At 39.1% G+C, this 15,081-nt stretch carries 14 protein-coding genes; 2 read left to right on the top strand and 12 right to left on the bottom strand.

The features are described 5' to 3' along the window. Positions 1-78: 78 nt before the first annotated feature. The 3 genes from G396_RS0105535 to G396_RS0105525 form a co-directional block, all read right to left on the bottom strand. On the bottom strand, positions 79-813 hold the full coding sequence (locus G396_RS0105535) for a ComF family protein (RefSeq protein WP_028125325.1): 735 nt from the start codon (positions 811-813) through the stop codon (positions 79-81). Next, entirely contained in the window at positions 806-2,167 is a 1,362-nt protein-coding gene (locus G396_RS0105530; protein ID WP_028125324.1) for an ATP-dependent helicase ComFA, read from the bottom strand. Before G396_RS0105530 ends, G396_RS0105535 begins: the two co-directional genes overlap by 8 nt. 110 nt (positions 2,168-2,277) lie before the next feature. Continuing rightward, positions 2,278-3,144, bottom strand: a complete 867-nt coding sequence (locus G396_RS0105525) for a DegV family protein (protein WP_028125323.1) — start codon at positions 3,142-3,144, stop codon at positions 2,278-2,280. Between the two features lie 203 nt (positions 3,145-3,347). On the opposite strand from G396_RS0105525, the gene G396_RS0105520 reads away from it, so the two are divergent. Continuing rightward, on the top strand, positions 3,348-3,989 hold the full coding sequence (locus G396_RS0105520; RefSeq protein ID WP_006417813.1) for a YigZ family protein: 642 nt from the start codon (positions 3,348-3,350) through the stop codon (positions 3,987-3,989). A gap of 98 nt (positions 3,990-4,087) precedes the next feature. Here G396_RS0105520 and G396_RS0105515 read toward each other — a convergent pair whose 3' ends face one another. From G396_RS0105515 to G396_RS0105485, 7 genes are all read right to left on the bottom strand, one after another. Further along, on the bottom strand, positions 4,088-5,167 hold the full coding sequence (locus G396_RS0105515; RefSeq protein ID WP_028125322.1) for a hypothetical protein: 1,080 nt from the start codon (positions 5,165-5,167) through the stop codon (positions 4,088-4,090). Between the two features lie 67 nt (positions 5,168-5,234). After that, a complete protein-coding gene (locus tag G396_RS0105510) occupies positions 5,235-6,626 on the bottom strand; it encodes a sugar transferase (RefSeq protein WP_028125321.1) in 1,392 nt (463 codons plus the stop codon). A 230-nt stretch (positions 6,627-6,856) separates the two neighbouring features. Next, positions 6,857-7,840 carry a ribose-phosphate diphosphokinase gene (locus G396_RS0105505; protein WP_028125320.1) on the bottom strand — a complete coding sequence of 328 codons (984 nt, stop codon included), beginning with the start codon at positions 7,838-7,840 and terminating at the stop codon, positions 6,857-6,859. An 18-nt stretch (positions 7,841-7,858) separates the two neighbouring features. After that, positions 7,859-9,229, bottom strand: a complete 1,371-nt coding sequence (gene glmU, locus G396_RS0105500; protein WP_028125319.1) for a bifunctional UDP-N-acetylglucosamine diphosphorylase/glucosamine-1-phosphate N-acetyltransferase GlmU — start codon at positions 9,227-9,229, stop codon at positions 7,859-7,861. A gap of 70 nt (positions 9,230-9,299) precedes the next feature. Continuing rightward, the gene (gene purR / locus G396_RS0105495) at positions 9,300-10,139 is read right to left on the bottom strand and encodes a pur operon repressor (RefSeq protein ID WP_028125318.1); all 840 of its coding nucleotides are present in this window, start codon (positions 10,137-10,139) and stop codon (positions 9,300-9,302) included. Between the two features lie 195 nt (positions 10,140-10,334). Further along, positions 10,335-11,177: a metal ABC transporter permease gene (locus G396_RS0105490; RefSeq protein WP_028125317.1), complete on the bottom strand. Its 843-nt coding sequence runs from the start codon at positions 11,175-11,177 to the stop codon at positions 10,335-10,337. Beyond that, on the bottom strand, positions 11,126-11,830 hold the full coding sequence (locus G396_RS0105485) for a metal ABC transporter ATP-binding protein (RefSeq protein ID WP_006417746.1): 705 nt from the start codon (positions 11,828-11,830) through the stop codon (positions 11,126-11,128). The genes G396_RS0105490 and G396_RS0105485 overlap by 52 nt, the downstream gene beginning before the upstream one ends. Before the next feature lie 163 nt (positions 11,831-11,993). Between G396_RS0105485 and G396_RS0105480 the strand changes: the two genes are divergently transcribed. Continuing rightward, complete coding sequence (locus tag G396_RS0105480) at positions 11,994-12,602, top strand: DUF2179 domain-containing protein (RefSeq protein ID WP_028125316.1); 609 nt, start codon at positions 11,994-11,996, stop codon at positions 12,600-12,602. Between the two features lie 271 nt (positions 12,603-12,873). Here G396_RS0105480 and G396_RS0105475 read toward each other — a convergent pair whose 3' ends face one another. Further along, positions 12,874-14,085, bottom strand: a complete 1,212-nt coding sequence (locus G396_RS0105475) for a YcjF family protein (protein WP_028125315.1) — start codon at positions 14,083-14,085, stop codon at positions 12,874-12,876. Between the two features lie 36 nt (positions 14,086-14,121). After that, on the bottom strand, positions 14,122-14,808 hold the full coding sequence (locus tag G396_RS0105470; RefSeq protein WP_248623906.1) for a zinc metallopeptidase: 687 nt from the start codon (positions 14,806-14,808) through the stop codon (positions 14,122-14,124). Positions 14,809-15,081: the final 273 nt, after the last annotated feature.

The raw sequence follows: 15,081 nt of genomic DNA, 5'->3' as shown, positions 1-15,081 counted from the left end.
ATATTAAAAGATAACTTTTACCTTTTACTAATTATAACATATTCACAAGAATTTGAAAACGGAAACAATTATTTTCAATTATTCTCGGACTAATGATAGGGAGATAAGTTCATGTTTATCAGTAAAGTAAGGGGTTTCAATCATAGCCCTTTTCGCAGATAATAAAGTAGTTCCAGTTGTATAAACATCATCAAAAAATATAATTTTTTCATGGGCTTTGATAAAATCTATTCCCGATTGATTCAATACAAAAGGTTGGCTCAACTTTAACCGCTCCTGACGACTTTTACGGGCCTGTTTACGTCCATCCCCTTGATAATCAAAAGGAATACAATAGGGTTGCTTAACTAAATCTAAAAGGTGACCGACAGGATGAAAATTACGTTGGCTTAAACTAGTTGGCGAAGAAGGCAAAATAATGAAGGAATAGGACCGATATACTTTTAAGGCATGTTCTAAAGGACCTTTTAAGAGTTGCCCTAAATAAATATCCCCATGGTATTTATAACGAAAAAGCCAATCACGAAACATATCTGTATACGCAAAAAGATAATGATGTCTCAAATAATAGCTAGGGTAGGTGTCCAACCAACGCAGGCAATCCTGGCAATAATCAGCTTCTCCACCAGACTTTAAAATCCGATGACACGCTTTACACCGATGGCTTTGATCCATATCTTGAATTTGAAGCCAAGCCTCAAAACAGTCGGAGCAAATATAGGGAGTATTTAACGGGCGCCAAGCAAAAATATCCTCTAAAGCTAATTTTTTAGGTAATTTTCCCTGACAGAATTCACAAAAAGTATCATTCATGCAATAAACCTCGCTCTCTGGCCAAGCGGTTCATCCTTTTAATTTGCTGGCGGGCTGACCACATAGCCATAGATACTCCGTTATGGCCATAAATTAACGTTCCTCTTGGAAAATTTGATTTTCGCCCCACTCGTCCTGACATTTGAATGAGGGCTGCACTCGTAAATAATCTATTATCTGCTCCCACAATATAAACATGACAATTCTCAAAGGTCACTCCGCGCTCTAAAATCGAAGTTGTAATTAAAGCGGATACGTTCCCTTCTCTTAAAGCCATCACCTTATCCTGTCGTTCAGGATCTTGGGCATGGACACAGGCTAGATCCGGATACATCTGGGTTAATAGTGAATATAATTGTTCGGCTAAGGCAATATTCGCCATAAAAATTAACTTTTTTCCAGGATGTCTGAGAAATGAAGAAAGTTTTTGGAATAGTTTACCTTGCTTTTTACCTGACTTCACTTCCTCTTCCCAAGGACCGATATAGTGAAAATCGGGCTCGGGTAAGGGATAGCCATGATAGCGTGCAGGTAAGATGGTCGCCGTCATTTGTCCGTGTTGCACTTGCTTTTTTAAATATATATCTGGGGTGGCTGTCAAATATATTAGCTTCCCTTGCAGTCCTAAAGCTCCTTGGACTGCCTGATGCAAGATGGGGTCACCCGCATAAGGAAAAGCATCCACCTCATCCACAATCATCAAATCAAAGGCCGCTTTAAAGCGAAGCATTTGGTGGGTAGTCGCAATCAGAATCGGAGTATACCGATAAGGCTCGGTCATAGCTCCATGCAAGACTACCAGATCCAAGTTTGAAAAGGCAGCTTGAATCCGAGGATACAATTCTAAACAAACATCCACCCGGGGTGACACGATGGCTACCCGTCCCCCTTGACTCACAACCTGATCAATTAAAGGGAAAATCATCTCTGTTTTTCCAGCACCCGTCACCGCATGCACCATATGAGGGCGGCCCCTATCCTTCAAACTTTCTAAGAGTTCTTCTTTGGCCCGACCTTGTTCAGCTGATAAACTACCCTGCCAAGTCAGATAACTTTTGCCAGCTAGTCCCAGCGGATCTTTAGCCGGTGGGAGCCCATATAACTTACTTTGACTACTCATCCGACCAAGTTGGATACACTGACGACAATATGAAACAGAGAGCGGCTGACCTTGAGTATCAAGACCATCAAAGTAAATCAAATCTTGATTACCACAACGTTGGCAAGTTCCTTGAATAATAGCCGGTTGGCTTTGTAACTCAGCTTGGATAGCCTGCCATTGGTCAGGGTCTAGGTGGCTCTCATGCTGACTGATTAAACGTCCCCAGAATAAGCTTGCTAATTGCTGAGACATAATTCACCCCCTAACAATAAATACCCCATTTAACTCCGTTTCCTTTTAAAAAAACAAGCTTAAGCAGAAATTTCTACTTAAGCTTGTTTTCTAAAATGAGAATATAAGTCTTAATAGAGTTTCGGAACTGTGGCCATGCCACAAGACCCTATGCCAACATGGGTTGCCACAACTGGTCCTAACAAACCAACTTGATAGTCGATGGTGCCAAACTTTTCTTCAAGAATTGCTACCACTTGATCGATCACCTCTTGACCCAAGGCATGGGCAAAATATAATTGAAAGCCTTGAGGGTTTGCTTCAAAAACACCCTCAGCAATCTCAGCCAGACGTTGATACAATTTACGACGAGTGCGGACTTTTTCTAAAAGGACAATCTCACCCGCCTCATTAAAAAATAAAATCGGTTTAATCGCAAACAGGTTACCAATAATTGCAGCTGAATTCTTCAACCGGCCGCCACGGCTCAAATAAGTTAAGTCTTCCACCGTTAAATAAATATGACTTTGAGCAATCATATCCTTGAGAATTTTATCTAGTTCCGGCATGGCCATGCCTCGGTCTAATAAGCTTAGACTAGTCTCAACTAAGGCCATCATAACCACTGAAGCAGCTTTAGTATCATAGACATAGCATTCAACTTGGTCTTTAAATTCCTGTAAGACTGTCACTGCGGTCTGATAGGTTCCCGAAATGGCGGAAGAAAGGTGAAAGGCCAAGATTCGCTCATAACCTTGATCAACTAAATTTTGAACCAACTGCATATACTCACCGATGGGTGGTTGTGAGGTGGTGGCAGTTTGTTTGGACTGACTCAAATAATCATAGAATTTTTGTGCCTTATCGTCCGAAACTAAATCAGAAACTTGTTTACCATCTTCAAATGTCACAGATAAAGTTACTTGATATACATGTGGGTGTGCCAATAATTGTTCTGGCAGATAACTGGTACTATCAACAATAATTGCTGTTGGCATTTTTTCACTCCTTAACCACGGTATACTCCCTCTGGTAAATAATTAATCTAAGTCATATTTTACCATGATAAATTCGCTTTGTCGTCAAAGGCCCTCAAATTTTTGCCTATTTCATAAAAAAGCAACCGACCGTTACCTCACTCACCCATACTTGCGGGATTTTAAAAACATTTGTAAAATATAGAAAAGTCAGGGGGAATACCATGTCGATTAATTATTATTCAATTGCCCAGCCGCAAGAGGCTGAGCTTATTGTAAATAAATCACGTTTTATTAGCTATTTAGAACCTATCACTAGCCCAGACCAAGCCCAAACACGACTGCAAGAAATTCGTAAAGAACATTACAAAGCTAACCACCATTGTTGGGCTTATATTTTAGGGGATGATTCGAATATTCAAAAGTTGTCAGATGATGGTGAACCCAGTGGCACGGCGGGAATGCCCATCTTAGAGGTCCTGAAACAGAACCAATTAACTTATATTCTAGCTGTAGTAGTCCGCTATTTCGGCGGTATTAAATTAGGAGCTGGAGGCCTTATCCGGGCTTATTCATCCGCCACTAGTGAATGTTTGGCTCAGAGTCAACGGATTCAAAATGTTGACCAAAATCAAGTGGAATTAGTCATTGATTATAAAAATAATGACGGCTTGCTTCAATCCCTTCACACACACACCTTACCGCTTGAAATTACCGATACTAAATATACTGATAAGGTCATTCATCACTTATCCATTCCTAGCCAAGAGCTTGACCATGTCATGGTTGAATTAACCGACCGCCTCCAAGGCAAACTGAGTTGGGAAGACCTGGGCATCAAACAAATCAATTTACCTTATCATTAATTGCATCCATAAAAAAGAGACCCTTCAGGATGTCTTTACCAAACGGTAGCGACAATCCTGGAGGGTCTTCTATTATTAAAGTAAATCTTACTTAAGCATTATTCTTGGCTTTCAGTTGATTCACTCGCACTGTCAGCTGCTTGGTCGGTGGCGCTATCACTTGCATTTGCATCGGAACCATCACTGGCTTCTTGACCACCATCAAAGGTTGGGGCATCAGCTGGTACTTGAATATCAAAGTTTTGACCATGGTTCTTAAAGTTCATTTCAAGATTAAAGACAAGGTTTACTTGGCTATCCTCCGCTGGCATTGCTTCACTAGCAAGTTTAGCAAGATCTTCATTGTCTAAGGTCATATTCATGACTAACTTAGTTACTTTATTTGTATCTTTGGCATAGTGAATTTCATAATTATCAAACATGTCAAAAATCATATTAAAGGCTTTATCATAAGTATCTTTCATTTGAGCTTTTTGTTCTTCAGTCATTTCGATTCCTTGTGCTTCAGCCTGAGCAATGGCATCATCAATGGCTTCTTGTTTAATTTTTTCAATATCAACAACTTTTTGTGCATCTGCCCAGAATTCTTCCGAATTGATATCTGGTTTCATTTTAAAAACATATTCTGAATCGGTTTCAGTAATATCCATATATTTTTCATATAAAGCAACTAAGTCATCTGTTACTTCAGTTTGAGATTCTGTTACTTGAGCCATAGCGTCAGTATAGACTTTAGAAACCTCAGCTTCCACATCAGAAATATCTTCGACTGTCCAAGCAGAACCATCAAAGGCATAAAGAATACTATCTAATACAGTTATCTGACCTGAAAAAGGAATTTCTTGGTTTTGTGTTTCAGTCACATTACCATTTTCGTCCGTTACAGGAACTGCTTGACGAAAATTCCCTTGGCCATCAATAAAAACAGCAAATTTAGGATCGACATTCATTTGGAAGGTTCCATTTAAATCGCCTGCAATTTGTTCAGTTCCATCGATTGTCACTGAGAAATCTAATTTAGCATCGCCTTCTTGAGAACCTAGTTCTTTATTGGCCTCTTGAACCTTTGTTAAAACATCTTTAACATTAATATCTTGGGCAGAAACTGGCATGGCACCGGCAAAAATCAAACTAACAACAGCAATAGTCGCAATCATTACATTGAACAATTTTTTCATATTTTCACGCCTTTCATTATTTTTTTATAGTATACCATGGATTTAAAATCTGCTCTAATCTAAAGTTTTATTTGATTATATCTATATCATTTTTAAATTTATACCAAGTTACTTGACTTTCCACCTTATCTTCAACCCCACGAGAGCTTACCTTATCAAAGAGAATTTTAATGGTTTGAAAAAGTAGTTTAAAATCAAAAGCTAAAGAATAGTTCTTAATATACAATAAATCAAAATTTAACTTACTATTAAAATCAGTCGCATACTTCCCGTAAACTTGAGCGTAACCCGTGATACCGGCCCGCACATGATGACGAAGTGAATAATAGGGATTGAGCTCTACGAATTGATTAACAAAAAAAGGTCTTTCAGGTCTTGGTCCAACCAAGGACATGTCCCCTTTAAGCACATTAATCAATTGCGGTAATTCATCAATCCGGGTAGCCCGAATAAACTTACCCACCCGGGTCACCCGACTATCATTACTAGAAGCTAGGACCGGGCCGGATTGAGCCTCAGCTGACTGACTCATTGATCGGAATTTTAGGATATTAAAAGGACGGTGGTCCATGGTAATCCGTTCTTGTTTATAAAAAATTGGCCCGGGTGAATCAATCCGAATAGCTAAAGCAGTAATCAAGGTAATTGGCAAGGTTATAACTAGCAAACAAAAAGCCGCCACAATATCCAAAAAACGCTTGACCATGGCTTCTTCGCTAGCAATACCAAAGGAAGATACTTCAATAATACTTTCATCCTGAAAATTCATAATATTAGGATTAACCATCATGAGGTTTTCAAAGTTGGTTGATATAAACAACTTCTGATTGTGGTCCATCAAAAATTTATAAATTTCTAACCGTTCACTTTCTTCAATCCGACCAGTTAGATAGACAATATCAACTTCATCCGCTAGCTGGCGCACATTATAATAATAATTAGATAGAACCACATGAGTTACCTTATGCCGGCTATTTTTCATGAGGGAGAAGTTTTTAACGGCTTCCAAAGCCCTATCTTCTTGTCCCACCACCATGACTCGTTTCTGACCACGAATACGTTGATAAAGGATGTAAGCCAAGCTATTGAAAGCAAACATTAAAACACTACCCACTAAGAAATTAATTAAGACCACTGACCGGGGGAAAGATAGCCATGAGCCTGCATAAGTTAAGGCCATTAAATAGACGGTCATTGCCAGCTGACTTAAAATGGTGTAATAAGCTAAGTCTAGTAAATTTTTATTATAAAAAATATAAGTTCCAAACAGGATGTTAATAATTATATATCCAATAATAATCCAGGGATAGGAGGCCTCAAAGGCCCAAAGATTTCTTCCCGGAACCTGCCCAAAAAATTTAAAATAAAATGAAATATAAATACCTAGAAGAAATAACAAAGCACCCATGATAGTGGTTGAAATTCTTAGGATATTATTCCAATCTGAATGTTTCTTCAAGAAAAACTTCCTTTCTGTAAAGGATCCTTATCCTTTATTTCTCCCATATTATAAAGGTTTTACTTTCTTTTTACCATAAAAACTCCATTAACTTGACATGAAACAAGTCAAGTATGACAAAATTTTCTAGTATTTTATATTTTGAAAATAACCAGACCCCCTACAAGGCACTAAGGCTCATAGGAGGTCAAGCTTATCTATTTTAATAATCAGTGTGGGATAATTTAAATTTAATCAATTATTTTAAATTGTTCATTAAAGAGTGGACTTACAGACCGGTTTTCATGAATCCGCTTGATGGCTTCACCTAATAATTGGGCTACCGTTACCACTTCAATTTTATCAATATGTTTTTCTTTTGGTAAGGCAATTGTATCAGTAACCACTACTTTTTTGATACAAGATTTTTCTAAGCGTTCAATGGCAGGGCCAGATAAAACAGCATGAGTACAGCAGACATAGACTTCTTTTGCCCCTTTATCTTTAATTCCCTGCGCACCAAGCGTAATAGTACCTGCTGTATCAATCATATCATCGATAATAATAGCAACCTTATCTTTAACATCGCCGACTATATTCATAATTTCAGCAACATTATCTTTTGGTCGACGTTTATCTACGATGGCAATCGGTGCGTGGAGGAACTCTGCTAATTTGCGTGCCCGAGTCACACCACCATGGTCTGGTGAAACAACTACTACATCATCTCCAGATAGATTCTTATCCAAGAAATAGTTAGCTAATAAAGATGCCCCCATCAAATGGTCTACGGGAATATTGAAGAAGCCTTGAATTTGGGCAGCGTGAAGGTCAATCACTAGCATCCGATCTACACCAGCATTGGTTAACATATCTGCGACTAATTTAGAAGTAATGGGTTCGCGTGATTGGGCTTTGCGGTCTTGACGCGCATAGCCGTAATATGGCATGACAACATTAATTGTTTTGGCACTTGCCCGACGAAGTGCATCAATACAAATCATTAACTCCATTAGATTATCATTAACAGGATTTGATGTGGATTGTACGATATAAATATGATCCCCACGGATACTTTCTTCAATATTTACCTTGATTTCACCGTCAGCGAATTTCGAAATACTAATTTTACCTAACTGAACCCCAACTTCATCCGCCACTTTTTGGGCTAATTCGGGATTAGAACTTAAAGAAAATACCTTTAACTTTGGATCTTTATATGTGTGCTTTTCCATTACTACAAATTCCTCCTATTATTTATTTATAAACTTGGGATAGTAATTGGGAATATTAGTTTGGCGTGACCGCGCAATTCCCATCGCGTCTTCAGGTATGTCATCGGTAATAACCGAACCTGCTGCTGTTACAGTTCGTGGTCCAATCTCGACTGGAGACATAATTTTTGTATCACAACCAATAAAAGCTTGATCGCCTACTGTAGAGCGATGCTTGTACTTACCATCATAATTGACAAAGATGGTTCCACAACCTATGTTAATATCTTTGCCTAAGTCGGCATCGCCAATATAAGTTAAATGACCTGATTTAGTGCCCTTACCAATCGTCGAATTCTTCACTTCAACAAAATTGCCAATATGGACTTCATCCATTAAATGAGAATTCGGTCTTAAATGAGCAAAAGGACCTATGGTTGCAGCCCGCTCTACTGTAGACTTTTCTATCACAGATTGACTAATTTGCACCTGATCGCCAATTTGACTATCACAAATCTCAGAATGGGCTCCAATAAAGGCATGACTACCAATTCTGGTTTGTCCTTTTAAAGAGACGCCACCTTCAATCACTGTATCTGGGCCAATTTGAACTTGGGCCTCAATATAAGTTGTGGCTGGGTTAATTAGAGTAACGCCATTCAACATATGTTTGCGGTTAATCCGGCGGCTCATCAAACGACCTGCTTCTGCTAAAGCAAGGCGGTCATTCACACCTAAAGCTTCGTCTGCATCAGCCATAACGTGAGCGGCAATCAGATGTCCTCGTTCTTGTAAGAGGCCAATCACATCCGGCAGATAATATTCACCTTGTGCATTGTCGTTAGTGACTAAATCTAACATTTCAAATAAGAGTTGATTATCAAAAACATATGTGCCGGTATTAATTTCAGTCACCAAACGTTCGACATCATTAGCATCCTTTTCTTCAACAATATGAGACACTGTCCCATCTGTTTGTCGAATTATCCGACCATAACCAAACGGGTTGTCGAATTGAGCGGTCAGGACCGTTCCCTTGGCACCACTCTGTTCATGAAAGTCGAACAGTTGATTAATTGTTTGGGCTGAAATCAAAGGGGTATCCCCACAAATTACTAAAGTAGCCCCATCTTCTCCAGCTAAAATACTTTTAGCCTGTTGAACGGCATGTCCCGTTCCAAGTTGTTCTTCTTGAAGGGCATATTGACTCTTTTCACCTAGTAATTCTTTGACTGCTTGAGCCCCAAAGCCTACTACTGTCACTATTTGATCAACTTTTGCGGCTTGCACTGCATCCACAACATGTTCAATCATAGCGAGGCCATTCACTGGATGTAAGACCTTATATAGATCTGATTTCATCCGTGTTCCTTTACCAGCGGCTAAAATAACCGCTAACCGTTTTGACATTCTGCCACTCCTTTAAGCAAAAAATTTTCCAAATTTATTATAACGTTTTCAAGGCTTTTTTTCTAGGAACTTAGATATTTTTTAATAAAGATCCTGGTTGGGCTATCAAATCATGGTGTCTCGTTTCTGAATTAAAAACCATATTGACCGACATTAAGGCTTGCATATCATAAGGTAGTCCATGATCGGGCGCCGTATTTTCGACTAAAACACAAACCCCTGCTTCATGACAATCAAATTCACCTAATAAAGTAATCAGACCATCTACTGTCCCACCATTGCGTAAAAAGTCATCCACAATCAAGACATTACTTCCTGCTTGTAGACTATCCTTGGGTAATTCCATCTTCATGACCGTTTGATAAGAACCTGAAACAAAGGATACGGAAATCGTCGGCGCCACTGAATCCTTGGAATCCCGTCGAACAACCACGGATGGCACATTCAATAAATTAGCGACCAAAGCAGCCAAGCCAACCCCTTTTGTTTCAATCGTCATCACTGCATCGATTCCCTGGTCGGCATAATGGCCAGCAATCAGTTTAGCAGCCAAATGCATAAGCTGCGGATCACGGATAACATCATTTAAGCTAATATAATTACCGGGTAAGACACGGGGACTGGCCTCCAAGATATGGGTCAACTTTTCTTTCAGCATTTTTTTTTCTGCCTTGCCTAAACTTGGCACAAAAATCATCCCACCGCCGGCACCCGTCTGCGAAATTATACTCCCAAATTCATATTTAGCAAATAAATCTCGTAAAATATCCATATCTTCACTCAATGAAGATTTAGATGCACTTAACTCTTCACTTACATCAGAAAATTGGATTAATTGATTAGGGCGTTCTAAAAAATAATGGGTTAAATAAATTAAACGTTCATTGCGTTTAGGTTTAGTCATTGTCATCAGGCCCTCCTTAAGGTTTGCCTTATTTTACCACAAAAGACAAACTTTAACAGTGTTTTTATTATTTTTAGTTCGTGAAACGATTTATTTAAAGAGAGGGCAGAAACGAAATCTAAGTGTTTCCTTTGCCGCCCTCTTGGTATAAGTGTATCTAGTATTTTAAGTTAAACTTTGGTGTGTCTTTCCTTATTAAGTTTATAACTTGCTATCGGCTTGTATACGATGGCGTTGACTCTGAGACCAAATACGATGGCAGATCGTCACTACTACAAAAATAAGAATAAAGGATAGCGTAATGGACGCACCAGGTGGTGTGTCAAATTGATAGGACAGCGTAATCCCAGCAAAGACTCCTAACAGATTAATCACAAAGGCAAAAAATATCGTTTGCCCAAAGCTCCGTGAAACTTTGATAGCAGTGGCTGAAGGAATAACTATAAGGGCTGAAACTAAGAGCGCCCCCACAATTGGCATCATAATCGAGATCGCCACCCCGGTTACGACTGAAAAAATAATTGACATCCACTTAACTGGTAAACCAGCTGTATAGGCTGTTGCTTCGTCGAAACTCATTACGTACAAAGGACGTTTAAAGATTAAATAAAGCACCATGACTACCAAAGCTAACCCATATAAAAGCTTCACTTCTTGATCTGATATAAGGATAATCGAACCAAATAAATATTGGTCAATATTAAAGACTTGGCCCGATGTATTAAAGGTAATCAGGACTAGGGCCACCGACATCCCCGTCGCCATCATCATGGCGACTGAAATTTCTGAAAAGTCTGCATAGACCACCCTTAAATATTCTATTAATAAAGAAGCTAGCACCACTACAATCAGCGTAGCATAAGTGGGACTCCATTGTAAAAGTAAGCCTAGGGCCACCCCGGCCAAAGAAATATGAGACAAAGTATCTGATAAGAGTGATTGTCGGCGTAGTATTAAAAAGAGACCTAAAATAGGGGTAATAAAGGAAATGGCTAAACCTGCGGCAAAGGCTCTTTGGATGAAGTCATACTGAAACATCTCCATGGGGTTCCCTCCTCTCTATGTAAATGAATCTCACGGTCATAATAGCCCTCCATCTCAGCATCCGCATGGGTTACCATCAAGATAGCTTTACCATGATGGCGGCATAAATGACGTAATAAATCATAAAAGGCGCGTCTTGATTTAGTGTCCATCCCATTCGTTGGTTCATCCAGGACGAAGAAATCAGGATCCGTTGCAAAAACCCGGGCCAGGGAAATCCGTTGTTTCTGACCACCCGATAAATCACCAATCAATTTATGACGTAGGTTGGTCATCCCCACTGAATCGAGGGCTCGCTCTACATGCTCTTGATCTTCTGCATCCAAGCGTTTAAACCACCGGTTCTTCGGATACCGGCCTGACTCAACAAACTCTTGAACCGTAGATGGAAAACCAGCATTAAATGAGGTGATATTTTGTGGAACATAACCAACAGATAATTTCTGTCCTCTTTGATTGATCTTGGCTAGTTTTACTTGTCCCGTTGCTGGATTTAATAAGCCTAAGATTGCCTTGATTAAAGTTGATTTAGCCGCTCCATTTTCACCGGTCAAAATCACAAATTCACCTAATTCCAGACTAAAATTGATATTATTTAAAACTTTTTCATTATCATAAAAAAATGATAAATTCGATACTTCTAGTAATGGCATAAGTACTCCTTTTTCTAGATTGTAAAAGTAATAATTACAATTGTATTTCCATATTACTCTGTCACCGCTTGAATAACAAGTTATATAATCGTTTTATTTTACATAGACTTTGCTTTCCTTTAGCATGGAAACATCGGGAAAATACAATAATGGAGGTTATTTAATGAACTGGACTGTGCTTTTCCAAATATTTTCAATCAATTTAATTTATATTATGCTAAACACTATGAGGGTGATTCTAACCACTAAAGGTTACCGAAATGTTGCCCCCTTAGTTGGTATTATCGAAGTCATTGTTTATACCTTAGGTCTTTCTATGGTCATGAATTTTCTTGATAACCCCATCTACCTGATTGCCTATGCCGTGGGCTTTGGAGTTGGGACCTACATTGGGATTTTAATCGAGGACAAAATTGCCTTGGGTTATTCGGCTATTCAAATTTTCTCCCCTTCTGATGACCACCGCTTAGCCAACAATCTTAGAGAGTTGGGTTATGGGGTCACGGTCCAACCAGCCTACGGAAGGGATGGGGACCGCTTAGTCCTGACTGTCCTGACACCACGCTCTAATGAACGGGCGCTTTACCAAACCATTGAGGAAATAGACCCGAGTGCTTTCTATATTTCCTACGATGCCAAGGTTATCCATGGGGGATTCTGGTCTAAACGCGTTAACCCGCTTGACTTTAAAGAAGGCCTATCTAAATTGCAAGGCAAACTCAATCAACCTCGGAAAGTTTCCAATCAAACTAAAGATGAGTTTATTCGCTGATAGGAGCAGGCAAGAAGCATGAAAATCTCTGATTTTCGCTTGCTAGAGTATTTGGATAAATGTAGTTGAGCTCATACTTTCGCTCAACTACTGGGGCGCTAACTTGTTTCACCTCCATGCGCCCCAGTAAGTGCTCCAATAGTTGAACAAAGATATGAGTTCAACTTCATTCAATAAAGAACCACTGCAAACCACCGCGTTACAATATTTTATTATCAAAAAATAGCTCTCCTTAAGAACAAATACTTAGGGAGAGCTTATTTGATTTATTTTATTTTTTCTTCTTATTAAATAAGGCTTGGGCCCAATCTACAACGTTCATATCTTTAAATCCTTCTGGCAGGACTTCACTTAAAGTTTCAAATTGTTCTTTCAAACTAGAATTCATCAGGCGTTGGATTTCTTTAAGTGGCATATCCCGCCCTGCTTTTTCAGCTAAGGTCACCTGCTTCAAGACCTCAATATAGGAATAAGCTAAGGCGACGGTTAAACTCGAAGCTGTTGCTCCTGAAATTAAACCACCAGTGACAGTGCCTAGACCCGGAATTAATTTAGTCGCCGATGACACCAAATATTTACCAATTAAGGTAGCTCCCCCAGTACCGCCGATACCAGCTAAAACTGATAAGATTTGCGATTTATCTAAGGATACACCAAAAATTGAAGAAATATGGGCTAACATGCCGATTTGCATTGGTACTAAGACGGCCGAATCAGCTACCGGAATTGGGATAAAGCCGACCCCAAAGGCAGTAGTGATATAACGTTTTGCCCAACGCCTAGCCCTTGCGACCTTGCGGTCTAGATCTACTTGTTGGGCATTAATAAAAGCCCCTTGACTTTCCTCAGGCAAAACTTCAATCGTCATATCAATCAAGGCTTGCAAACCAAAACTTGGTAAATATTCTTTACCCGTCAATAAATAGGGTTTAGCTAAGACTGGAATTATGGCCCGTACTGGTAGTTTCAATTCTTTAAGATAAGTTTCAAAATCTTTCCGTTCTTGACCTAAAGTTTGGGTTAAAACTAGAATGACAGGAACCTTTTTAGCTAAGGCTTGAATCAATTCAATCTCGAAATCCTCAATCCGGCCCATGCTGTTATTAATACAATAATAAACCAGATTAATCGCCGCTTTAGGTCCTTTTTGTGCTTGAACTTTAATTAAGTCTGCTAAAGTCGTCAAAACTTCTTTTTGGTTTCGTTGGCTCAACTCCAAGCCCTTGGTATCATACAGAACTACTGGTAAACCTTCTTTAGTAATTTCTTGAATATGCTGGGTAATCGGTTTACCCACCCCGGTTTGGGCAATTTTTTCGCGAAAAATTGCATTAATTAGGGTCGATTTACCTGACCCAGTTTTACCTGCGACAATAATATTGGCAGTCTGCATCTTATCCAGATGATTTTTACTTTTCGACTGTAAATCGACAGCCAAATTCGGATTAAATTTATTTGAAATAAGTCGGTTAATGAGACCCATTAACAACACTCCTTTATGTAATAAGACTAAGTTAGCTTAGTCTCGCCGACGAGAAATTAGAATTAGACGGAAGAGTTGCAAGGCGGTTGAAATGGCAGCAGCTACATAAGTAAAGGCAGCAGCCCGTAAGACCTTGCGCGCACCTGGTAACTCTGCCATTGAGAAGACTCCTTGACCTTCTAGGATTTGAAGTGCCCGTTTCGAAGCATCAAACTCAACCGGTAAAGTGACAATTTGGAATAGTAAGACAAGAGTAAAGGCAAAAATACCTAGTTTAACTAAGCCCATCCATTGCATCAATAAGCCAATAAAGATTAGAGGCATGGCTGCTTGTGAGCCAATATTTACCACCGGAACTAAGGCTGCCCGTAAACGTAGAAAACCATAATTTTGTGCATCTTGAACCGCATGCCCACATTCATGGGCCGCGACTGCTACTGCAGCAACTGAGGTTGAAGCATAAGTAGCTTCTGATAAGCGTAAGACCTTATTTTGAGGATCATAATGGTCAGTTAATTGACCGCGAATCGGTTCTACCCGAACATTATGAATGCCCGCACCTTGGAGAATTAATTGAGCAGCATCTTTACCTGCAATTCTTTTTTCCGTTTCTAAATCATCATACTTATTGAAGGTTGACTTCACCCGGCTTGAAGCCCAACCAGCTAAAAGCATCCCAATAATTACTAATAGATAAGTTGAATCAAACATTGAATAGTACATAGGATTCCCTCCTTTTTTATACATTATTATAGCAAGAATCCCTCATTAGGTCATTTAGACCGCCTTCAAAAGAGGAATATAAATAAATTATAAGCGAATAAAAATAAAATTCGTCCACCTTTAGACCCAATTATTGCCTTCGAGTTATACTTCATATTTGAAACGTTAAATGATAAAGAAAAAGAGGCTGGGCAAAAAGTCTCAAAAATAACCGACAAACATTTCAAAAAGATGAGATGTTTCTCGGTTTTTATTAATTTTAATAAAATATAA

It is taken from the genome of Eremococcus coleocola DSM 15696, assembly GCF_000428865.1.
GTDB lineage: Bacteria > Bacillota > Bacilli > Lactobacillales > Aerococcaceae > Eremococcus > Eremococcus coleocola.
Note: the sequence above shows the minus strand (reverse complement) of the source record. Positions and strands in the feature narration are given on the sequence as shown.